23 protein-coding genes are annotated in these 20,046 nt (G+C 47.0%); 7 read left to right on the forward strand and 16 right to left on the reverse strand.

What is annotated here, in order from left to right; genetic code table 11:
* The first annotated feature begins 8 nt into the window (after positions 1-8).
* Entirely contained in the window at positions 9-575 is a 567-nt protein-coding gene (locus JQX58_RS02400) for a YfaZ family outer membrane protein (RefSeq protein WP_204145218.1), read from the forward strand.
* Between the two features lie 89 nt (positions 576-664).
* Here the strand turns inward: JQX58_RS02400 and JQX58_RS02405 are convergent, their stop codons facing one another.
* The 12 genes from JQX58_RS02405 to ccoN all read right to left on the reverse strand — a co-directional run bounded on the left by JQX58_RS02405 (position 665) and on the right by ccoN (position 11,873).
* Positions 665-1,207 carry an adenine phosphoribosyltransferase gene (locus tag JQX58_RS02405; RefSeq protein ID WP_204145219.1) on the reverse strand — a complete coding sequence of 181 codons (543 nt, stop codon included), beginning with the start codon at positions 1,205-1,207 and terminating at the stop codon, positions 665-667.
* 25 nt (positions 1,208-1,232) lie between these two features.
* Positions 1,233-1,994: a fumarate/nitrate reduction transcriptional regulator Fnr gene (gene fnr / locus JQX58_RS02410; protein WP_204145220.1), complete on the reverse strand. Its 762-nt coding sequence runs from the start codon at positions 1,992-1,994 to the stop codon at positions 1,233-1,235.
* Between the two features lie 28 nt (positions 1,995-2,022).
* On the reverse strand, positions 2,023-3,393 hold the full coding sequence (gene hemN / locus JQX58_RS02415) for an oxygen-independent coproporphyrinogen III oxidase (RefSeq protein ID WP_204145221.1): 1,371 nt from the start codon (positions 3,391-3,393) through the stop codon (positions 2,023-2,025).
* Positions 3,394-3,465: 72 nt separating this feature from the next.
* Positions 3,466-4,134 carry a sulfite exporter TauE/SafE family protein gene (locus tag JQX58_RS02420; protein ID WP_204145222.1) on the reverse strand — a complete coding sequence of 223 codons (669 nt, stop codon included), beginning with the start codon at positions 4,132-4,134 and terminating at the stop codon, positions 3,466-3,468.
* A complete protein-coding gene (gene ccoS / locus JQX58_RS02425) occupies positions 4,131-4,289 on the reverse strand; it encodes a cbb3-type cytochrome oxidase assembly protein CcoS (protein ID WP_204145223.1) in 159 nt (52 codons plus the stop codon). Before ccoS ends, JQX58_RS02420 begins: the two co-directional genes overlap by 4 nt.
* 7 nt (positions 4,290-4,296) lie before the next feature.
* Positions 4,297-6,669, reverse strand: coding sequence for a heavy metal translocating P-type ATPase (locus JQX58_RS02430; protein WP_204145224.1), 2,373 nt, complete (start codon positions 6,667-6,669; stop codon positions 4,297-4,299).
* Entirely contained in the window at positions 6,666-7,154 is a 489-nt protein-coding gene (locus JQX58_RS02435) for a FixH family protein (RefSeq protein WP_204145225.1), read from the reverse strand. The genes JQX58_RS02430 and JQX58_RS02435 overlap by 4 nt, the downstream gene beginning before the upstream one ends.
* A 54-nt stretch (positions 7,155-7,208) precedes the next feature.
* Entirely contained in the window at positions 7,209-8,618 is a 1,410-nt protein-coding gene (gene ccoG, locus JQX58_RS02440; RefSeq protein ID WP_204145226.1) for a cytochrome c oxidase accessory protein CcoG, read from the reverse strand.
* Positions 8,619-8,727: 109 nt separating this feature from the next.
* On the reverse strand, positions 8,728-9,624 hold the full coding sequence (gene ccoP, locus JQX58_RS02445) for a cytochrome-c oxidase, cbb3-type subunit III (protein ID WP_204145227.1): 897 nt from the start codon (positions 9,622-9,624) through the stop codon (positions 8,728-8,730).
* The gene (locus tag JQX58_RS02450; protein ID WP_204145228.1) at positions 9,621-9,806 is read right to left on the reverse strand and encodes a cbb3-type cytochrome oxidase subunit 3; all 186 of its coding nucleotides are present in this window, start codon (positions 9,804-9,806) and stop codon (positions 9,621-9,623) included. Before JQX58_RS02450 ends, ccoP begins: the two co-directional genes overlap by 4 nt.
* Before the next feature lie 9 nt (positions 9,807-9,815).
* Positions 9,816-10,418 (reverse strand): cytochrome-c oxidase, cbb3-type subunit II, encoded by a 603-nt coding sequence (ccoO, locus tag JQX58_RS02455; RefSeq protein ID WP_204145229.1) that lies wholly within the window; start codon positions 10,416-10,418, stop codon positions 9,816-9,818.
* 12 nt (positions 10,419-10,430) lie between these two features.
* Positions 10,431-11,873 (reverse strand): cytochrome-c oxidase, cbb3-type subunit I, encoded by a 1,443-nt coding sequence (gene ccoN, locus JQX58_RS02460; RefSeq protein ID WP_204145230.1) that lies wholly within the window; start codon positions 11,871-11,873, stop codon positions 10,431-10,433.
* Positions 11,874-12,098: 225 nt separating this feature from the next.
* On the opposite strand from ccoN, the gene JQX58_RS02465 reads away from it, so the two are divergent.
* Together JQX58_RS02465 and tusA are read left to right on the forward strand one after the other, a co-directional pair.
* Entirely contained in the window at positions 12,099-12,680 is a 582-nt protein-coding gene (locus tag JQX58_RS02465) for an alpha/beta family hydrolase (protein WP_204145231.1), read from the forward strand.
* Positions 12,681-12,704: 24 nt separating this feature from the next.
* The gene (gene tusA, locus JQX58_RS02470; RefSeq protein ID WP_204145232.1) at positions 12,705-12,950 is read left to right on the forward strand and encodes a sulfurtransferase TusA; all 246 of its coding nucleotides are present in this window, start codon (positions 12,705-12,707) and stop codon (positions 12,948-12,950) included.
* Positions 12,951-12,983: 33 nt separating this feature from the next.
* Here the strand turns inward: tusA and JQX58_RS02475 are convergent, their stop codons facing one another.
* Both JQX58_RS02475 and JQX58_RS02480 read right to left on the reverse strand, forming a co-directional pair.
* Positions 12,984-13,577 carry a CBS domain-containing protein gene (locus JQX58_RS02475; protein WP_204145233.1) on the reverse strand — a complete coding sequence of 198 codons (594 nt, stop codon included), beginning with the start codon at positions 13,575-13,577 and terminating at the stop codon, positions 12,984-12,986.
* Positions 13,578-13,641: 64 nt separating this feature from the next.
* The gene (locus JQX58_RS02480; RefSeq protein ID WP_204145234.1) at positions 13,642-13,932 is read right to left on the reverse strand and encodes a hypothetical protein; all 291 of its coding nucleotides are present in this window, start codon (positions 13,930-13,932) and stop codon (positions 13,642-13,644) included.
* Between the two features lie 240 nt (positions 13,933-14,172).
* On the opposite strand from JQX58_RS02480, the gene JQX58_RS02485 reads away from it, so the two are divergent.
* The 4 genes from JQX58_RS02485 (at position 14,173) to JQX58_RS02500 (ending at position 18,525) form a co-directional block, all read left to right on the forward strand.
* A complete protein-coding gene (locus JQX58_RS02485; protein WP_204145235.1) occupies positions 14,173-14,904 on the forward strand; it encodes a DUF599 domain-containing protein in 732 nt (243 codons plus the stop codon).
* Entirely contained in the window at positions 14,894-15,595 is a 702-nt protein-coding gene (locus JQX58_RS02490; protein ID WP_204145236.1) for an O-methyltransferase, read from the forward strand. Before JQX58_RS02485 ends, JQX58_RS02490 begins: the two co-directional genes overlap by 11 nt.
* Before the next feature lie 100 nt (positions 15,596-15,695).
* A complete protein-coding gene (htpG, locus tag JQX58_RS02495) occupies positions 15,696-17,618 on the forward strand; it encodes a molecular chaperone HtpG (RefSeq protein ID WP_204145237.1) in 1,923 nt (640 codons plus the stop codon).
* A 70-nt stretch (positions 17,619-17,688) separates the two neighbouring features.
* On the forward strand, positions 17,689-18,525 hold the full coding sequence (locus JQX58_RS02500; RefSeq protein ID WP_204145238.1) for a DNA ligase: 837 nt from the start codon (positions 17,689-17,691) through the stop codon (positions 18,523-18,525).
* Between the two features lie 55 nt (positions 18,526-18,580).
* Here JQX58_RS02500 and JQX58_RS02505 read toward each other — a convergent pair whose 3' ends face one another.
* Together JQX58_RS02505 and xthA are read right to left on the reverse strand one after the other, a co-directional pair.
* On the reverse strand, positions 18,581-18,892 hold the full coding sequence (locus tag JQX58_RS02505) for an ArsR/SmtB family transcription factor (RefSeq protein WP_204145239.1): 312 nt from the start codon (positions 18,890-18,892) through the stop codon (positions 18,581-18,583).
* A gap of 187 nt (positions 18,893-19,079) precedes the next feature.
* Positions 19,080-19,889 carry an exodeoxyribonuclease III gene (xthA, locus tag JQX58_RS02510; RefSeq protein WP_204145240.1) on the reverse strand — a complete coding sequence of 270 codons (810 nt, stop codon included), beginning with the start codon at positions 19,887-19,889 and terminating at the stop codon, positions 19,080-19,082.
* Positions 19,890-20,046 lie beyond the last annotated feature (157 nt).

A 20,046-nucleotide genomic window follows, 5' to 3' on the forward strand; every position in this document is an offset into this window, starting at 1 on the left:
GAATCACAATGTCGATTAAAAAGTTATTGCCAGTTGTTCTAGGCGCTGCAGTGTCTATGCAAGTATCCGCTGCTAACACAATAGAAGGAAGTCTTTCTAATGATGCTGTGAAAGTAGACGTGAGCTCGGATCAAGGCACTTACTTCTTGGATGCAGGTGGTATGTACCACAGCGATGATGGCAAATACGGTTACATCGGTGCGCACATTGAAGACAAAGATTTGTCACAAGATTACCCAGTACAGATCGGTATCGGTGGTCGTCTATTAGCTGTGGATGCTGACCTAAATGGTGATGACACAGGTACGGCAGTTGGTCTTGGTGGTTTCTACCGTTACACGTTCCCACAAGCAAACCGCTTCAGTGTCTACGGTTCAGCTCACTATGCGCCAAACGTATTGTCTTTCCAAAACATCGACAACATGTACCAAGCAGAAATTCGTGGTGAGTACCGTACGCTGCGTAACGCTTTGGTATTCATTCGCTACGGTCTAACCAATGTAGACCTAGACAGCTACTCGCGTGATGCAGAAATGAACAAAAGCTTCGGCATTGGTATTTCAGCTACGTTCTAAGCGCTATCAGTGTGAAGAGTGTTGCAATAAAAAAAGGTGGCCTAGGCCACCTTTTTTATGTGTGTTTGCTGTGTCTGCATCAAGACGAATTATTCGCCTTCGAAGGCACATAATGCAAAGACAGGTACGTCTAACTCTTGAATCTTAGTGCTGCCGCCAAGATCGGGTAGGTCGATGATCGATGCCACTTCTTTGATGTCAGCGCCTTGTTGTTGTAACAAACTCATGGCTGCGATGAGAGTACCGCCAGTCGCGATCAAATCGTCAAACAACAATACCTGCGCGCCTGCTTGTACTGCGCCTTCTTGGATCTCAAGCTCAGCACTGCCGTATTCAAGGTCGTAGCTCTGTGAAATCGTTTTACCCGGCAATTTGCCCTTTTTACGCACCAATACTAAAGGCTTACGCAGTTCATATGCCAACACGGAGGCAATCAAAAAACCGCGCGCATCAATGCAAGCAATGTGCGTAATGTCACTGTCAATGTAACGGTGCACGTAGGCATCAACCACGATGCGCATCCCTTTAGGATCGCTAAAAATAGGGGTGATGTCGCGGAAGCTGATGCCAGGCTTTGGCCAGTCTTCTACGGTGCGAATAAGAGACTTAAAGTAAAAGTCGTCAAAGAGCATATATAAACCTTAACTAACTGGTTAACTAAACGTGCTCAATGGTAGCACATTCTCCAGAAGCACCGACAAGCTTTTCCATTTCTTCGATGTTGACGATAGAAATTTCTTTGCCGTCTACATCAATTAAGCCGTTCTTTTGGAAACGAGTCATCACACGACTTACCGTTTCTACCGCCAGCCCAAGGTAGTTGCCGATCTCACCGCGTGACATAGACAAGCGGAACGCCGTCGCTGAGTAACCACGCTTTTTAAAGCGATGGGAAAGGTTAAGTAAGAAAGAAGCGACTTTTTCGTCGGCGTTTTTCTTGCCCAGCAGCACCATCATTTGTTGGTCATCACAAATCTTACGGCTCATTAAGCGGAACAACTGGTGCTTAAGCGACGGGATCTGCGCCGATAGTTGCTCTAGGTGTGAAAACGGGATTTCACAGACAGTAGTTGTTTCCAGTGCTTTTGCCGACACTGGGTAGCGATTATCGTCGATACCACTTAATCCTAGTAGCTCGCTAGGGCAGTAAAAACCGGTGATTTGTTCTTCGCCAGAATTAGTGATGTTAAAGGTTTTAAGTGTGCCAGTGCGGACCGCAAAAACAGAGTCAAATTCTTCGCCTTGGTGAAACAAAACTTCACCTTTTTTCAGTGGGCGCTTACGCTCGATGATTTGGTCCAAACGGTTAACGTCTTCGTCTGCCAAAGCAATAGGTAGGCAAAGTGCGCTAAGGCTGCAGTTTTGACACTGAGACGTCAATTTACTGCTAAAGCGGTTGTTTGCGTTGGTAATGGACATGAAACTCTCCCTGAGCTCGATCGGGTGATTATATAACTTTTGAAAAAGTGCTACTGGCTGTTAGGTACTTATCGAACACCATGCAAACACAGCGAACTAACAAACGCCCAGCTTCTGTTATCTCTATTTCGACATCGTCATCATTATAATAGACGTTAATGACACCATCTTCCTTGAGACTTTCTAACCTGTCTAGTTCTTGCGCGAAATAGTCAGTGAATTTAATACTAAAGGTTGAGTCAATGGCTTTGCTGTCTAGGTGATTATTGCAAAGCAATTGCATGATCACGCTGTGACGGATGCGATCATCACGGTCACTGATATAGCCTTTCATAATCGCCAACTGACCGTTTTCGATACTGTTTTGGTATAGGGCTAGGTCAGTATGATTTTGAAAATAGGTGCCGTCTAGCTGACTGATAGCGGACACACCAAAGGCTAATAGATCAGTATCAGCGTGGGTAGTATACCCCTGAAAATTACGCTGCAGATGACCTTCTTGTTGTGCTTTTGTTAACGTATCGTCGGGTTTGGCGAAGTGGTCCATGCCAATGTAAACGTAGCCAGCTGCGGTCAATTTTTCGATGGTGTGCTTAAGTAGCGCCAGCTTTTGATCGGGTGTTGGCAGATCTTCATCAAGTATACGTTTTTGTGGCGTGAAACGCTGTGGTAAGTGGGCGTAATTAAACACCGAAATACGATCAGGCGATAAGGCAATAACTTTGTCTAACGTGTCATCAAAACCTGCCACCGTTTGCTTAGGTAAGCCATAGATCAAGTCGAAATTCATTGAGCGGTAGCCTAGCTCACGGATATCAGCGACAACTTGTTGCACAAGTTCAAGCGGTTGCACGCGATGGATGGCTTTTTGCACGTCTTCAGCAAAATCTTGAATGCCCAAGCTGACGCGATTAAAGCCAAGCTCTGCCAAGGTGGCGAGCTTAGAGCGATCTACCTCACGAGGGTCGATTTCGATGCTGTAATCTTGACTGCCGTCAGTAACTAGATTGAAGTAGCTATGAATGTAGTCAAACAGCTGGCGTAAGTTGGCTTCGCTTAGAAAAGTGGGTGTGCCACCGCCAAAATGTAGCTGATCAACAGGACGATTTTGGTCGATCATGAGTGAGCGTAAGCGTAGCTCCTCACCGAGTAATTCAACGTATTCAGCACCTTTGTCGTATTGCTTAGTAACAATCTTGTTGCAAGCGCAGTAGTAACAAAGATGAGCACAAAATGGAACGTGGAAGTACAAGCTCAAGGGCAAAGTAGAAGCCTCTAGCATTTTGCTGATGAGCTCCATTTTGCTGACTTCCGTCGAGAACTGCGGCGCCGTCGGGTAAGAGGTATACCGTGGCCCGGCCAGATTGTATTTTTGGATAAGTTGGGCGTCCCAAAGCATATGCTGAGTCCTATTAAATTTTCTAATAGGAATTTTACTCCCATCTCAATTTAACAAGCTGACTCAGATCAATTAATGGGACACAGAGAGGGCGGCTTTTACAAAAGGGAGGGTGTAAATGCCATACATGATCAATAAACCGCCGAATAGCCAATGCAAATAGTAGGCGCTCCAGATGCGCTTTAGTGTTTGACTGAAAAAACCGGCTAATAGCATGGCGGGCAAAGTGCCGATGGCAAACCCGATGATGGCAGTTAAAGAAAGCTGCCATGAACCCAATGCACTGGCCCAAAGCACTGTGGAGTAGACCAAACCACAGGGCAGCCAGCCCCAGAGCATGCCCGCGATCAGGGCCTGTGGCGCAGATTCGATCGGTAGGACTTTTTTGGCTAGGGGCTGGAGAGCTTGCCAACCCACACGGCCCAGTGCTTCGACTTTTAAAATCCAGCGACACGCGCCACAAATATACAAGCCCATAAAAATGAGCAATAGAGCGGCTAAGGTGCGCAATGGAATCAGTAAATCTTGATACAGACTTTCGGTGCCTAATTGGACTGCGCTCACCAATAACACGGTAAACAGGGCATACGACAGCATGCGCCCTAGGTTATAGCAGATGATGCGCAGGATTGAAGGCTGCCCGTTGATGGACAATAGGGTCGCTAGGCCACCACACATGCCCAAACAATGGCCAGCGCCCGCTAAGCCTATCAATAATGCAGAGATAAAGGTGCTAATCATGATTTTGGTGTGTCATCGTCATCATCAAATAAGATGCGCTCACCTTCACGATTGAGGTCTTCAAACTGATCGCCCTTGACCGCCCAGATAAAGATTGCAACCGCGATTACGACGAATACTGCCGCGATGGGAATCAGTAAAAACAAACTTTCCATAACTGACCTATACAGTGGTTAATCGGGTAGCGTTGAGCACGACTAGGAGCGAACTTAACGCCATTCCAAGCGCTGCTACCCAAGGTGGAATTAAACCCGCTACCGCCAGTGGCAACAGGGTAGCATTATAGCCTGCGGCCCAGATTAAGTTTTGTTTAATAATAAGACGACACTTACTGGCGCTGGCTAAGGCCTTGGGCAATGTCGCCAGATGATCGTTTAGTAATATCGCATCCGCATGGGTCTTAGCGAGATCAGAGCTTGCCTGCATGGCCAATGAGGTAGTGGCACCCGCCAAGGCTGGCACATCATTTAGGCCATCGCCTACCATGAGCACATTATGCTGCTGTTGGTCTCTGATCCATTGCCACTTTTGTTCGGGTAAGCAGTCTGTGACGACATCATCAAACAGTTCTAACGGTAGAATTGCCCGTGCTGAAGTGAGGGTATCGCCTGTTAATAGGCTTAAACGGGCGCCGCGTTGCTTAAGATGAGTCAATACTTGCTGCGTTTCTGGACGCAGCGCATCGCACAGATCAATGCGGGCAATCACATGATCGGCGTCGGCCAAGTATAGGCTAGTGTAGCCATCTATGTTGGCGTGCTGTATCTCTAAGCCAAGTGACTCCAATAACGTGCGATTGCCGAAATACAGTTTTTGACCTAGCCAAGTGCCGCATACGCCTTGGCTGGGTAGGTTCTCAATTGCTTCAATCGGTGTCGGCGCAATATCAGCAAACGCTTGAGCAATCGGGTGTTTGGAGTGTTGCTCAAGGCCTGCCACCATTGACAAAATGCTGTCTTCTGACAAATGGGTATTGATGATTTCAATGTGACGAATAGCAAAACGCCCTTGAGTCAGTGTACCGGTTTTATCGAACACAATGTGCTGGGTGTTAGCCAACGCTTCGATGACATGACCGCGAGTGATGAGTAATCCCGCTTGTTTAAGGGCATTCGTGGCTGTAGTAAGCGCAACGGGCGTTGCCAGTGACAGGGCGCAAGGACAAGTGACGACCAGCACGCTGACCATAACCCAGTAGGCGTCGCTGCGCCCTTGGAAGCTCCAGAATATATACGTTAGCGCGGCAATTACCAGCACAGCGATGACAAAATAATGCGCCACACGATCCGCCATGATGGCGACAGGTGGTTTTTCAGCCAAAGCGCGTTCAGTGATTCTAGAAATGGCTGCGGCCCGTGTATTTTGCCCTGTATGGGTCACTTCAAACTCAACTTTTTGCTCAATATTAATGGTTTGAGCGTGGATGACATCGCCTTTGTGTTTGCTTACAGGCTGATACTCGCCGGTCAAGCTCGACTCATCCACACTGGTATGGGGGCTGAGCAAAATACCATCAACAGGGAAGCTTTGGCCTGGGTCTATTTGTGCAATATCGCCGACTTGCAGTTGATGCAGAGCGATGGTCTGTAGTGTCTCGTCACGTTTGACTTTGACCGCGGTTAGTGGGGCGTGATCATTGCTTTGGGTTTGGTAAGCACGAGCAACAGCCTCTAAAAATCTTCCTAAAAGTAAGAAGAAAATGAACATGGTCACCGAGTCAAAATAGACATGTCCTGACTGACTAAATAGCGCGACTACGCTTGACACATAAGCCAGCAACACACCAATCGATACCGGTAAATCCATGGTGAAATGTAGCGTGCGCAGATCACGTAATGCCCCCCGATAAAAAGGCAAACCAGCGTATAGGACGACGGGCGTGGCGAATATAAAACTGATGCTGCGCAATAGCTGACGGTAAACATCGTCCATGCCTTGTAAATCGCCTGCGTACATAGCGATAGCGCTCATCATCACTTGCATCATGCCAACACCGGCAACACCTAGACGAATAATGGCTTGTTTTTTGTGCTGTTTTTGCTGTTGATCTCGTTCACCAGGCACGTAAGGCTGGGCATGATAGCCGATGTCTGCCAGCAGCTCTGCTAAGTCTTTGGGTGAGAGTTGATCTTTTTGCCAGCTGATACTGGCGATGCGAGTGCTGACATTAACATGCACAGACTCGATGCCGACCTGCTGTGCTAAGTGTTTTTCGATCAGCCAGGCACAGGCGGAACAAGTGATTCCGCAAATCAGCAGTTGCATGCTGTGTACCGTGCCTTCTTGATAGACATAATGTTGGTACAAGCTTGGATCGTTCAATAAATCAAACGGGGCTAGGTCTTCATCAGTTAAGCGCACGGCATTTTGCTCGCCGCGCTTATCGTAGTAGGTGCCTAAGTTGGCGGCGCAAATATGCTCGGCGATGGCTTGGCAGCCATAGCAGCAGAACTCTCGGCGAGCGTCTTGCAGGTCGCTGGCGATCTCAAGGCCAATAGGGATTGGGTCGCCACAGTGAAAGCAAGCTTGGCTCATAGGTTAAAATTAAGCGCGCTGTGAACATTACTGTTGATGCGACCGCTAAGTTGCCAACCATTTGGCGAAGCTAGGTATACATTCCAGATGCCAGACAATGGTTTTTCTAATTGCGCTCGATACTCATTGGGTTGGCTCTGGGAAAAAGTCACGCTGAAGTCTTTTTCGGATACTGCTGCATGAGCAAAGACTGCATTAAGTGTGCTGGCATCGGCGTTTTGTGTCGTTAGCAGCAGTTCGCCAGTTAGATTATCAAGGCGTAAAGTCGCCCTAATGTCTAAATCCTTAGCCGCTTGACGCTCAGTAATGACGGTATTGATGGCGAGCCCTTCTTTGTAGTATTCCTCTTTGACTAGGTCGCTGGAAGAGTTGACGGCAGCGTATACTTGAACGACGGCGACTAACACCGAAGATAGTGGAATACTCATAATGAACCAAGGCCAAAACTGTTTGTACCAGGGTGTTGATTGGGCAATTGTTGACATGTAAACGCTCCCTAAGGTGACTTAAGCGGTGATATTAACACCGCTTATAAGCCATTATTTTGATACAGGACCAATAAATCGACTTTCAGTGATTTTTTCGACTGGGTAATTAGGGTCTTTGGAGACCACCTTAAAATAAATGGTATTCTTTTGTTGCTGTAAGCTAGTCGGCGGTACTTGGATCGAAAACGGTACCGAGCGAACTTCGCCTGCCCGAACGTTGACACTTTTGCGGCCAATCATGTTCATATTGCGTAGTCCAGACACAGACACCTCAAAGGGGTGTGCAGTTTGGTCCATATTGATGACTTTAACGGTGTAGATGTTTTCAATCATTCCACTTGGGGTCTCGTTAAAGAGACGATTGCGATCGCGAATCACATCCAGACCTAAAGCCTCACGGTCGCCAGCAAAGTATAAAAATGCGGTCACCACGACTAGCATGCACATAGCATAGCCGATCGCTTTAGGGCGCATAATGTGCGAGCTTTCGCCTTCTAGGCGACGCTCGGTGGTGTAGCTGACTAGGCCGCGCTCATAGCCCATTTTGTCCATGATCGAATCGCAGGCATCGACACATAAAGCACAGCCGATGCATTGATATTGCAAGCCATCACGAATATCGATGCCTGCAGGGCAGACGTGTACGCACAAGTTGCAGTCAATACAATCCCCTAGTCCTTCGGCTTTAGGATCAGCATTACGCTTACGGGCACCGCGCTTTTCACCACGATTATAGTCGTAGGAGATGACCATGGTATCAGGGTCAAACATGACGGCTTGGAAGCGTGCGTAAGGGCACATATAGGTACAGACTTGCTCGCGCATCCAACCCGCGAAAAGGTAGGTTGCGACGGTGAAAAAGGCAATCCAAAAATACGCCCATGGGTGGGCATCAAAGGTGAACAGCTCGACGATCAGCTCGCGAATAGGGGTGAAGTAGCCGACGAAGGTGAGACCTGTGAGCCAGGCAAACAGAATCCAAAGTGCGTGCTTATTGAATTTTTTGCGCACTTTGCTGGCGCTCATGGGTTCTTTATCAAGCTTGATACGTTGATTGCGCGAGCCCTCGGTTTTTTCTTCGATCCACATAAAGACCATGGTCCATACGGTCTGAGGACAAGTATAGCCACACCAAACACGACCAAATAAGGTGGTCACAAAGAATAGGCCAAAGGCACAGATAATCAGAATCCAAGCCAGTAGGTAAAAGTCTTGTGGGAAAAAGGTTAGGCCAAAAATGTGGAACTGACGTGCCGGTAAATCAAATAACACGCCTTGGCGCTCATGCCAGTCAATCCAAGGCGTCAGAAAATAGCCCAGCATCAAAAGCCATAAGGCACGAGTACGAATGCGTTGAAAAAAGCCTGAAATAGCGCGGGTGTAGATTTTTTTACGTTTCTCGTAGAGGTCGAAAGTTTCTATTTCAGGTTCGACATTTTGGGCGGGTATTTTGTCACTCATGCTGTTTTCCTTACGTGCAACAGACAGATTAAGTTGCTACTAATATTACAATTAATCATAAAAAAAGGGTGCGCCTTTCGGTCGCACCCTTTTGATACACGTCACAGATTTACTGATTAGACAAACTGTAAACGTAGCCTGCGACCACGTGTGATTTGTCTTCGCCTAGGATAGCTTCCCAAGCTGGCATTTTACCTGCTCGGCCGTTACGCAACGTTTGTTTGATTTGTTGCTCACTGCCGCCATACAACCAAATGTTATCGGTTAAGTTTGGCGCACCAAATAGATGGTTGCCTTTACCTTCGGCACCATGACAGGCGATACAGTTGGTGTTGTACAGTTGCTGACCTTGTGCAGCGGCTTGAGCATTATGCTCACGTCCGCTCATGCTCAGCACATATTGTGCAACTTGGTCGACACCTTCTTCGCCCAGTGTCGGTCCCCAAGCAGGCATCGCTGCCACACGCCCTTTAAGGATTGTTTGTGAGATGGCGGCAGCATCACCGCCGTACAACCAATCATTGTCTGTCAGGTTAGGGAAGCCAAAACCACCTGTTGCCGCTGAGCCGTGACACTGGGCACAGTTGTTGGCAAACAGACGCTGACCGATGCGCATCGCTTGATCATTTTGCGCAAGCTCTTCGATCGGTGTTTGCGAAAATTGCGCAAACATCGGGCCAAACTCGGCCTCGGCTTTGGCGACTTCACGTTCATAAGCTGATTCTTGGGTCCAGCCGAGAAAACCTTTGAAGTTGCCAAGTCCAGGGTAGAGCGCAAGGTAGCCTAGGGCAAAGATAACGGTTAGGACAAACATCCAGTACCACCAACGTGGTAGCGGGTTGTCGTATTCTTCGATGCCATCAAACTCATGGCCCACAGTTTGAGTGGTTTCTGAGTTAAAACGTTGCCCTTTACGGACAATCGATAACAGCACAAAGCTTCCAATGATTGAGCCTAACGAGATCACAATGATCCAGCCGCTCCAAAAAGAACTTAATTCATTCATTTGTCTTTCTCCACGGATTCGTTGCGCTGAGCACCATCGTGCATGTCATCGTCGGCAAAGGGTAAGTTTGCGGCTTCATCAAAATCCTTTTTGCGTCCTTTGCTGTAAGCCCAGAAGCAAATGCCAATGAAGGCGACGAATGCAATCGGTGTTGCCAGTGCTCGTAGCGTATTAATGTCCATGTTTAGGTCCTATCGTTCGATCACTGTGCCTAGCTGCTGCAAGTAAGCAACTAGCGCATCGACTTCACGTTTGCCACGTACATCGGATTTGGCAGTTGCAAGCTGCTCATCGGTGTAGGGCACCCCAACCATACGAAGTGCTGCCATTTTGTCAGCGGTATCGTTGCCAGTGATGGTGTTTTCAAACAGCCAAGGGAAACCTGGCATGTTGGATTCTGGTACCACATCACGTGGGTTGTATAAGTGGGCACGATGCCACTCATCACTGTAACGCTGACCCACACGAGCTAGGTCAGGGCCAGTACGCTTCGAGCCCCATAGGAATGGGTGATCGTATACAGACTCGCCTGCCACACTATAGGGACCATAACGCTCGGTCTCTGAGCGGAATGGGCGGATCATTTGTGTATGACAGCTTAAGCAGCCTTCACGTTGATAAATGTCGCGACCTTCAAGCTCTAGAGCGGTTAACGGTTGTAGATTTTCGACTGGTTGAGTCGTTTGTTTCATAAAGAACAGCGGGATAATCTCAACCAAAGCGCCGAAGCTAATCGCGACGACGATAAGGATGATCATGAGCCCCATATTCTTTTCAATAACTTCATGGCGCATGTGTAGTAACCCCTATGCTGTTTGAGTGTCGGCGTCGAAAGCTTGCGCTTCTTGGCCTTTTGCCGAACGCACAGTCATGTACGCGTTGTAAGACATCAGCAACATACCTAGTAAGAAGATACTGCCGCCTAGTACACGCACAAACCAACCTGGGTAGCTTGCGTCAACCGATTCAACGAAGGTGTAAGTCAAAGAGCCATCGTCGTTAAACGCACGCCACATCAGACCTTGCATGATGCCGTTTACCCACATTGATGCGATGTACAGTACTGTACCGATTGTTGCCAACCAGAAGTGCACATTGATCAAACGAGTAGAGTACATTGCACCGGCTTTTTGGCCGTACATGACTGGTAATAGATGGTAAACCGCACCGATGCTGACCATGGCTACCCAGCCCAGCGCACCTGCGTGTACGTGGCCCACGGTCCAGTCAGTGTAGTGAGACAGCGCATTGACGGTCTTGATAGACATCATTGGGCCTTCAAACGTCGACATACCGTAGAACGACAGTGATACGACTAAGAAGCGCAAGATAGGATCATGACGCAGCTTGTGCCAAGCACCTGAAAGCGTCATCACACCATTGATCATGCCGCCCCAAGAAGGTGCTAGCAGAATCAAAGACATCACCATGCCCAGACTTTGTGTCCAGTTAGGTAATGCGGTGTAGTGGAGGTGGTGTGGGCCTGCCCAGATGTAAAGCGAGATCAGTGCCCAAAAGTGAACAATAGACAGGCGGTAAGAGAATACCGGACGATCTGCTTGCTTAGGTACGAAGTAGTACATCATGCCTAGGAAACCGGCGGTGAGGAAGAAACCTACAGCGTTGTGTCCGTACCACCATTGCACCATGGCATCCGCTGCCCCTGAGTAAACAGAGTAAGATTTCCAAGCGCCGACTGGCACAACCGCACTGTTACCAATGTGCAATACAGCCACGGTAATAATGAAGGCGCCGTAGAACCAGTTGGCCACGTAGATGTGTTTCATCTTACGTTTGGCGATGGTGCCGAAGAAGTTTATGGCGTAAGCCACCCAAACCAATGTGATAAGAATATCGATTGGCCATTCTAGCTCGGCGTACTCTTTTGTTTGCGTGTAGCCAAGCGGTAAGGTGATCGCTGCCGCGACAATAATGGCTTGCCAGCCCCAGAAGGTGAACCCTGATAACACATCAGAGAAAAGCCTTGCTTGCGTAGTACGCTGTACAACGTAGTACGACGTTGCAAACAGGGCAGAGCCACCAAATCCGAAGATGACTGCGTTGGTATGAAGTGGGCGTAAACGACCAAAGTGAAGGTAAGGTATGTTAGCAAGTAGATCTGGCCATACCAATTGTGACGCAATCAATACGCCAATAGCCATGCCTACTACGCCCCATACTACCGTCATGATGGTGAATGCGCGCACCACTCGATAGTTGTATGTTGGGTGATCAAAAGCTGTGCTCATAGTTTCTTCCACAAACCACGTTGAGTGATAGACCTTGTTATCGAAAATGCTGATATCATTTGGTTGGAGACAATGGCTTTAACTCTGGCTAGGCCCTGGACTCCAATCAAATTCCAACAGCGGTAAACTAGCGAAATTGATTCTAAGTCTTTTCACAATTTAAAGAACAGGCGGGAATAATGCTTTGTGGGCATTCCTTGTCGCAGAGCAAGGTTTTCATACGATATGACGAAACTTTATCTTTTACACGGCTCCGGAGCGGGGCATCAGAGTGATTTTTTACAGCGTTTTAAAGCCCAGTTTGAGGCGCGAAGCGGGGCAAAAATCTCACCGATAACATTGGCTTATATGCAGCAGATAGAAGCCACGAGAAAGAAGCGACCGCCGCCAGCGATCGATAAACTTATTGCCGAAACACAAGCGTTAATTGACCCTAAAGAGCCCATTATATTGTTGGGTAAATCCATGGGCTGTCGCATCACGGCGGAGCTATGTGCCAGCCATAATGTGCAAGCTTGCGTGGCATTGGGCTTTCCTTTTTATCCCGCTAAAAAACCAGAAAAACATCGCTTGGGGCATTTGCAGGCATGCGGTTCTGTGCCTTACTTAATTTTGCAAGGCACCCGAGATGCATTGGGCTCGCAAGAGTGGGTGGCTGAGCAGACGTTACCAGAGTCAGTTTGTTTGCATTGGCTTTTGGGCGCGGATCACGATTTTCATCTGTTAAAGCGTTATAATCGTAGCCAAGATGACGTTATGAATGAATTAGTGCAGACGGCGTATGCGTTTGTCGCTCAGTACTTATGAAATTGCGAGAGCTAAGGTAATTAAATGGAACACATTGAACACGCTCAATTACTAGACACTCAGGGGCTGTATTGTCCAGAGCCTGTGATGATGCTGCATGGCGTGGTGCGTAAAATGGCGCCTGGAGAAGTGGTTAAAATCATTGCCAGTGATCCCTCTACTGAGCGTGACATTCCCAAGTTTTGTAATTTTTTAGGCCACCCTTTGTTGCAGCAACAGCAAGAAGGGGACCTTTACTTTTATTGGGTGCAAAAGAAAAAGCCAGCTTAGCAGCTGGCTTTTTTATCAAGGATTGCTGAAGGGTTAAGCTACGCGAATACGTTTGCTGTCAGCGTAATCGTGCTCAATCACATCGTACAGCTTGGCAAAGCTGGTAGAGGTTGAAACATCAATGTTCAGTTTAAGCTTACGTACGATGTCGTTGGCTGATACTAGACCGCGTACTGACATGGTCTCTTCATCTACCACAAGAATGTGCTGGTAGGTGTTAGCTTTCTGGCTGTAGATTAATGATTCAACATCGCTACTTAGAAGTGATTTGTAAGACACCGCCAATAAGTCATCTTTGGCGCGCATCAAATCGATAGCGAGTAGTTCATCGCGCACATAGCCAGCTGCGATTTGTTTAACAAATGCTTCTTCAGATAAGTCTTCAAGACTCACAACACCTAAGAAGTTATTCTGCGCATCCACTACGATCTTCATGCGCACGTGCTCTTTCTTCATGATGTCGGCAAGTACATCAGCGCGAACGCTCGGCTCAATCAAGCGAGGGCTAGCTTCTTTAAAGTCAGTAAATACGCGTGTGGCTGGCGAGTAAAGACCAATGTTTTCTTCAATCTCAGGCCAAGTCAAAGTATCAATGTCTTTAGTGGTAACGTAAGTAAGTGTTTTCATAGTGCACCCCAAAAATTAGTATCTAGTAAAAAAGTATTAGCTGTTAATTAGCGGTTAACGAGTACTAGAGTTGTGGTGGGTCGCGACAAGAGAGTGCTTTGGCTAGTCGATCAACTTTCCCCGTTTTTTCACCTACAACACTGCAGCGTAAATTGACGTCTGCAAACACATGGTTCGAGATGGGTAAGGCATGATCAGGATCGGGCGTGACTTCTGGAGTAGGAAGTTCGATAGGTGTTTCAAGCACGCCGGTCTTCAAGAAGCCATGGGTATCGCTCGTGTCTAATGCGGTGGCGTTGATACTAAATAAAAGTATCAGCGGCGCTAATAGAGTAGTGATAAAAAAGCGAGTCATGCTGCGCCTCCCAGTTCTTGATTACATTTTCAGCATAGCCTGAAAGGATTCAATTTGACAACGATCAATTGTTACTTTTTTTATTTCCCCTTTTTCTTTCACTATCTACTAAATTGGCCACATTTTTGCAGGGGTTCTATGAAATTTTACAAAAGATGGAAGCAGGTGATCTGTTCTCATCTAGAATTAGATATAATGGCGCTAACACATTGATGCGCTACATAAGGTAGTAATTGTCCTATGGAACAGAACTCGCTGAGCCACTTATTTGAATTTCATAACATTGTCACGTTAACAGTCTTTGTCGGCTGCTGGTGGGGCTATGCTTTTTATGCGCTGTACTATTCTAAGCGACGCACGTGTTTAGTGAGTGTATTGCATCAGTTTCGTTTGGCTTGGATGTCACGTTTATTGCGTCGCGATAATCGCATCGCCGATGCCTCGGTGATGGCCAACTTAGAGCGCAGTAGTTTGTTTTTTGCCTCCAGTAGTTTGCTGATCATTGCCGGGCTATTTACCGCGTTTAGCTACTCAGAGCAGGCCATGGGCATCATCAATGATTTCTACTTTTTGGCGCCTATGAGCCAGACCGAATGGGAACTTAAGATCATCGTTCTGGTGCTTATATTTGTGTATGCCTTTTTTACGTTTACTTGGTCGATCCGCCAATATAATTTTTGTTCGGTATTGGTGGGCAGTGCGCCTTTGGCGACCGAGCGTGGTATCGAAGAAAGCGAGCGTGAACTGTATGCCATGCACATGGCTAAGATCTGTAGCTTGGCGGCTAATCAATTTAATTATGGTTTGCGTGCTTATTATTTTGCCATGGCGTTCTCGGCCTGGTTCTTAGGCCCCTATTTTTGCATGGCAGCGAGCCTGATGGTGGTGGCGGTGTTATACCGTCGTGAGTTCCGTTCCAAAACATTTAAAACATTAAGTCGTGGTTTAGTAATCAAATCTCATGCTTCCTAATTTCCCTAAACAAGTATCAGACGATAACCCGCCGGTTAATCGTAATGTTCAAGTAGATGATCGTTTATACGACTACCTGATTCAGCATTCTGTCAACGAGCCCGAGGTGCTTGAGGCTTTAAGACGCGAGACCGCCCAGTATCATATGGCGCGCATGGCGCTTTCGCCCGAGGTAGGGCAGTTCTTAGGGCTGTTGATCGCCATGCAAAACCCTAAGAAGGTGCTAGAAGTGGGGGTTTTTACTGGCTACAGCACCTTGTCTATGGGCTTAAGGTTGGCGCCCGATGCGACGCTGGTGGCACTCGATAAAAAGCAAATGTGGCTAGATATTGCTAATAAATACATCGCTCAGGCACATCTTATCGATCAGATCGAAACTCGTTGTTGTGATGCGAAAGCAACCATGGAGGCGATGCTTCAGGATCAAGCTGGCACCCTAGACTTTATTTTTGTCGATGCTGATAAAGCGAACCTGATGGCGTATTACGACATGGGTAAGCAATTGCTGCGCCCAGGCGGTTGTATGGTGATCGATAATACCTTGTGGTGGGGCAATGTGGCTGATCCTGAATTTGATGATAAAGATACCCGTATCGTACGTGCTTTAAATGATCATGTTCATCAGGACGAAGAAGTCCTGTCTAGTTTGCTACCCATTGGTGATGGTTTGACCATTGTGCACAAACGTTAATTTTTACGCTTGAATTTTATTTTCGAGACTCCATATCCTTTTTCATCATAAGAGTTATGCGCATCAGCGCGTTTGTTGTAACAAAGGAGCATGGAGAAACATGACAACCGAAACTCAAAAAGAAACTTTAGGATTCCAAACTGAAGTTAAACAACTGCTTCATTTAATGATCCACTCTTTGTACTCAAACAAAGAAATCTTTCTACGTGAGCTGATTTCCAATGCGTCTGACGCGGTGGATAAGCTGCGTTTTGAGGCGGTTTCTAATGCGGATCTATTAGCAGACGATCCGAATCTACGTGTACGCATCAGCTTTGATCCAGAAGCTGGCACTATTACCGTTGATGACAACGGTATTGGTATGACCCGCGACGATGCGATTGCCAACTTAGGTACCATTGCCAAATCTGGTACAGCGCAATTCCTTGAGCAATTGAGCGGCGATCAGAAAAAAGACAGCCAATTGATCGGTCAATTTGGTGTTGGTTTTTACTCTGCGTTCATCGTCGCAGACCGTGTCACGGTTGAAACACGTCGTGCTGGTACAGACGAAGCAGTACGTTGGGAGTCAGAAGGCACGGGTGAATTCACCATTGAGGCCATCGACAAAGCAACGCGCGGTACCAGCATTACTTTGCATCTTAAAGAAGATGCGAAAGAGTTCGCTGATAACTGGCGCCTACGCTCATTAGTGTCTAAGTACTCTGATCACATTTCGATCCCTGTTGAAATGCTCAAAGTGCCAATGCCGGAGTATGATGAAGAAGGTAACGTTAAGCCTTCAGATGACAACGCTGAACCTGTTTGGGAAGCAGTCAACTCAGCAAAAGCACTTTGGACGCGTCCGCGCAACGAAGTGAGTGATGAAGAATACAAAGAGTTTTACAAGCATGTCTCTCATGACTTCCAAGATCCACTGAAATGGTCGCATAACAAAGTTGAAGGCAAGCTTGAGTACACCAGCTTGCTATACATTCCAGCTAAAGCGCCTCAAGATCTTTGGAACCGTGACATGCTGCGCGGTTTGAAACTGTACGTACAGCGCGTATTTATTATGGACGACGCTGAAGCCTTCTTGCCGCCGTACATGCGTTTTGTAAAAGGCGTGGTGGACTCTAACGATCTGTCTTTGAACGTATCGCGTGAAATTCTGCAGAACGACAACGCTGTTGATTCTATGCGCTCAGCCTTGACTAAGCGTGTATTAGACATGTTGTCGAAGATGGCGAAGAACGACCCTGAAACATACCAAACGTTCTGGGATGAATTTGGCCAAGTATTGAAAGAAGGCCCAGCAGATGACTTTGGTAACAAAGACAAGATTGCTGAACTGCTACGCTTTAGTACGACTCACACTGATAAAGCGGCGCAAACTGAGTCTTTAAAAGACTACATCGAGCGCATGCCTGAAGGCCAAGATAAGATCTACTACATCTACGCTGAGAGCCACAATACCGCGAAGAACAGTCCGCACCTTGAGGTTCTACGTAAGAAAGGCTATGAAGTTCTATTGCTTAGCGATCGCATCGACGAGTGGATGATGTCATCTCTGCGTGAGTTTGATGGTAAGTCTTTCCAAGACGTAACCAAAGGCAAGCTAGACATCGAGATCGAAGAAACCGAAGAAGAGAAGAAAGAGAAAGAGCAAAAAGCTGAAAAAGTGAAGCCGCTGCTTGATCGTATGAAGGCAGTATTGGAGCAGCAGGTAACTTCTGTTAACAGTACTGATCGTCTGACGAATTCTCCTGCTTGTCTTGTAGTCGGTGAGTTTGATATGGGTCTACAGATGCGTCGTTTGCTGGAGCAAGCGGGTCAGCAGCTACCGGAATCTAAGCCGTCACTTGAGGTCAATCCAGATCATCCGATCGTTCAGAAAATGGATGCTGAGACCGACGAAGATCGTTTTGCTGACATGGCTTGGTTGCTATATGAGCAAGCGACCCTAGCAGAGGGCGGTCAATTGGAAGATCCTGCCACCTTTGTCAGCCGTATGAATAAACTGATTGTTCAAATGTCGAACTAATCCTATCCTAAAAGCCCAAACAATTGTTTGGGCTTTTTTATATCAATAACCGTATGGACATGGAGGTCTTATGCGTGTGTTACCTTTCCTAGGCGCTTGTGCGCTTTTTCCTACTCTCGTATGTGCTAAGCCCGTGCAGTTGGCGCAAACCTACGAAGATCAGTTAGTTGATAATTTTTTAGTCAGTGAAAAGCTCGATGGGATTCGCGCTATTTGGGATGGCGAAGTGCTCAAAACCCGCAATGGTCATTTAATCAATGCGCCTAGCTGGTTTACCCATGGCTGGCCTGATGTGTGGCTGGACGGTGAGTTATGGGCTGGTCGCAATCAGTTTTCTTTAGTGCAAAAAACAGTATTAGATTATCAGCCCAATCACGATGATTGGCGTAAGCTGCAATACTATGTTTTTGATGCGCCGGGTTATTCAGGCGAGTTCGCTGCTCGAGCCGACTTTTATCACACCTTATTGAGTGATCAGACGTCGACTTATTTAAAGGGAGTAGAGCAGCGCTCTGTGGACTCAAACGAAGACTTGTATGCTTGGCTTGATCGCGTAGTTGATACAGGCGGAGAAGGGTTGATGTTGCATCGTAAAGATGCGCGCTTTCAAGATGGGCGCAGCGATGCATTATTGAAGTTAAAGCCGTATATGGACAGTGAGGCGCAAGTGATCGGCTACACGCCAGGCAAAGGCAAGTATCAAGGTCTAGTGGGCGCTCTAGAGGTACGATTAGCCGACGGTAAAGAGTTTCGTATTGGTAGTGGCTTAACAGATGAGCAGCGTGCTGCCCCGCCAGCGGTAGGTGCCTTTGTGACCTATAAATATCAAGGTTTCACGGTCACTGGCTTGCCACGCTTTGCAACGTTTGTGCGTGAGCGTAAAGGCATGAGGGCATTCTCTGAGTAACAATGAGCTAATCTTTGGGTCGAGGTGCCGCTCGACCCAAAGAGAGTAGGTTTAGTTAGTCAGCACAGAATAGCTCGTGTAAGGTGCGGATCAGTTCTCTGACTCGAGCATCAGCGATGGAGTAATAAATGGTTTGAGAGTCCCTACGTGTTGCAACTAGTTGGTCGCGGCGCAGTATGGCCAAATGCTGTGATAAAGCGGATTGGCTTAAGGGGACTTTCTCGTTGAGTGCGCCTACAGATAGCTCGTCTTGAAGTAGATTGCACAGGATTAAAAGTCGGTTTTTATTGCTCAGGGCTTTTAAGAATCCTGACGCTTCTCCTGCTCGTTCGAGCATCTCATTTATGGTCAATTCAGATTTTGGCATGGTGTGTTGAGCGTCTCATCGTAGTTATTAGAATAGTAATGCGAATGAAAATTGATTTTATATCAGTGTTCATTTTAAAACAAATAATCCACATCCGTTGTGGATAAGATTGGGGGTATTGTCCGTAAAAAGCCCTTTAGCTAACGCTCACTTGGATCCTATGTGATTGTTTAATTATTAGTCAATATTACAGGTCAAAGCTTGCCCAAATGGGAGCGTGATCTGAGGGCTTTTCCATGCCGCGTGCTTGGTAATCAATCCCAGTATCCGTTAGCTGATTTATCAATGAAGGCGTTGCTAGGATGCCGTCAATACGCAATCCGCGCTTGGGGCTATCGCTAAAGCCTTTAGAGCGATAGTCAAACCAGCTAAATAAATCATTGCTCTCTGGGTGTTGGTGGCGATAGGTATCGCTTAGGCCCCAGCTTAATAAGCGGTCAAACCATTCACGTTCTTCAGGCAAGAAACTGCATTTGCCAGTACGTAACCAGCGTTTAGCGTTTTGCTCACCAATGCCAATGTCGCAGTCTTGGTAAGAGATATTGAAATCCCCCATGACCACAATCTGCTGCTCAGGACTTTGTGTGGCGAGGTAATCCATTAAATCTTGGTAAAACTTACGCTTGGCGGGAAACTTGGTTTCATGATCGCGGTTTTCACCTTGCGGGAAGTAACCGTTGATGACTTTCAATGGTCCTTTAGGTGTGTCAAAGGTCGCAATGATCATGCGACGCTGAGCATCTTCCTCATCATTTGGAAAGCCATATTCGACTTCTAGAGCTGGCTGTTTGCTAAAGATCGCCACGCCATAGTGAGATTTTTGGCCGTAGTAATAAGCGTGGTAACCTGCAGCTTCTGGGATCTCGTGCGGAAAGGCCTCATCGTGAACTTTGGTTTCTTGTAAACCAATGATATCTGGGTTTTGCGTCTCGGCTAGAGCTTGGATTTGGTGGGGGCGTGCTCTTAACCCATTAATATTAAATGAGATAACTTTCATATCTGTGCTTAGATCCTATTTTTGTAGCGCTTTGTAAAGCATAGTTACAGATAAAAGTCTTATTGACAACCGCCTAAAACAGTAATTCCTTAGTGAATACGTGCTTTACCATTGAAATGCTTAGCTTGAGCCTTATTGAAAGGTTAATCATTAATGA

This window comes from Marinomonas ostreistagni (assembly GCF_016888445.1).
GTDB lineage: Bacteria > Pseudomonadota > Gammaproteobacteria > Pseudomonadales > Marinomonadaceae > Marinomonas > Marinomonas ostreistagni.

What these genes read in the sequence shown, in the direction of transcription:
- JQX58_RS02400 (WP_204145218.1), top strand. Translation starts at nt 9, where the DNA reads ATGTCGATTAAAAAGTTATTGCCAGTTGTTCTAGGCGCTGCAGTGTCT.
- JQX58_RS02405 (WP_204145219.1), bottom strand. Translation starts at nt 1,207, where the DNA reads ATGCTCTTTGACGACTTTTACTTTAAGTCTCTTATTCGCACCGTAGAA.
- fnr (WP_204145220.1), bottom strand. Translation starts at nt 1,994, where the DNA reads ATGTCCATTACCAACGCAAACAACCGCTTTAGCAGTAAATTGACGTCT.
- hemN (WP_204145221.1), bottom strand. Translation starts at nt 3,393, where the DNA reads ATGCTTTGGGACGCCCAACTTATCCAAAAATACAATCTGGCCGGGCCA.
- JQX58_RS02420 (WP_204145222.1), bottom strand. Translation starts at nt 4,134, where the DNA reads ATGATTAGCACCTTTATCTCTGCATTATTGATAGGCTTAGCGGGCGCT.
- ccoS (WP_204145223.1), bottom strand. Translation starts at nt 4,289, where the DNA reads ATGGAAAGTTTGTTTTTACTGATTCCCATCGCGGCAGTATTCGTCGTA.
- JQX58_RS02430 (WP_204145224.1), bottom strand. Translation starts at nt 6,669, where the DNA reads ATGAGCCAAGCTTGCTTTCACTGTGGCGACCCAATCCCTATTGGCCTT.
- JQX58_RS02435 (WP_204145225.1), bottom strand. Translation starts at nt 7,154, where the DNA reads ATGTCAACAATTGCCCAATCAACACCCTGGTACAAACAGTTTTGGCCT.
- ccoG (WP_204145226.1), bottom strand. Translation starts at nt 8,618, where the DNA reads ATGAGTGACAAAATACCCGCCCAAAATGTCGAACCTGAAATAGAAACT.
- ccoP (WP_204145227.1), bottom strand. Translation starts at nt 9,624, where the DNA reads ATGAATGAATTAAGTTCTTTTTGGAGCGGCTGGATCATTGTGATCTCG.
- JQX58_RS02450 (WP_204145228.1), bottom strand. Translation starts at nt 9,806, where the DNA reads ATGGACATTAATACGCTACGAGCACTGGCAACACCGATTGCATTCGTC.
- ccoO (WP_204145229.1), bottom strand. Translation starts at nt 10,418, where the DNA reads ATGCGCCATGAAGTTATTGAAAAGAATATGGGGCTCATGATCATCCTT.
- ccoN (WP_204145230.1), bottom strand. Translation starts at nt 11,873, where the DNA reads ATGAGCACAGCTTTTGATCACCCAACATACAACTATCGAGTGGTGCGC.
- JQX58_RS02465 (WP_204145231.1), top strand. Translation starts at nt 12,099, where the DNA reads ATGACGAAACTTTATCTTTTACACGGCTCCGGAGCGGGGCATCAGAGT.
- tusA (WP_204145232.1), top strand. Translation starts at nt 12,705, where the DNA reads ATGGAACACATTGAACACGCTCAATTACTAGACACTCAGGGGCTGTAT.
- JQX58_RS02475 (WP_204145233.1), bottom strand. Translation starts at nt 13,577, where the DNA reads ATGAAAACACTTACTTACGTTACCACTAAAGACATTGATACTTTGACT.
- JQX58_RS02480 (WP_204145234.1), bottom strand. Translation starts at nt 13,932, where the DNA reads ATGACTCGCTTTTTTATCACTACTCTATTAGCGCCGCTGATACTTTTA.
- JQX58_RS02485 (WP_204145235.1), top strand. Translation starts at nt 14,173, where the DNA reads ATGGAACAGAACTCGCTGAGCCACTTATTTGAATTTCATAACATTGTC.
- JQX58_RS02490 (WP_204145236.1), top strand. Translation starts at nt 14,894, where the DNA reads ATGCTTCCTAATTTCCCTAAACAAGTATCAGACGATAACCCGCCGGTT.
- htpG (WP_204145237.1), top strand. Translation starts at nt 15,696, where the DNA reads ATGACAACCGAAACTCAAAAAGAAACTTTAGGATTCCAAACTGAAGTT.
- JQX58_RS02500 (WP_204145238.1), top strand. Translation starts at nt 17,689, where the DNA reads ATGCGTGTGTTACCTTTCCTAGGCGCTTGTGCGCTTTTTCCTACTCTC.
- JQX58_RS02505 (WP_204145239.1), bottom strand. Translation starts at nt 18,892, where the DNA reads ATGCCAAAATCTGAATTGACCATAAATGAGATGCTCGAACGAGCAGGA.
- xthA (WP_204145240.1), bottom strand. Translation starts at nt 19,889, where the DNA reads ATGAAAGTTATCTCATTTAATATTAATGGGTTAAGAGCACGCCCCCAC.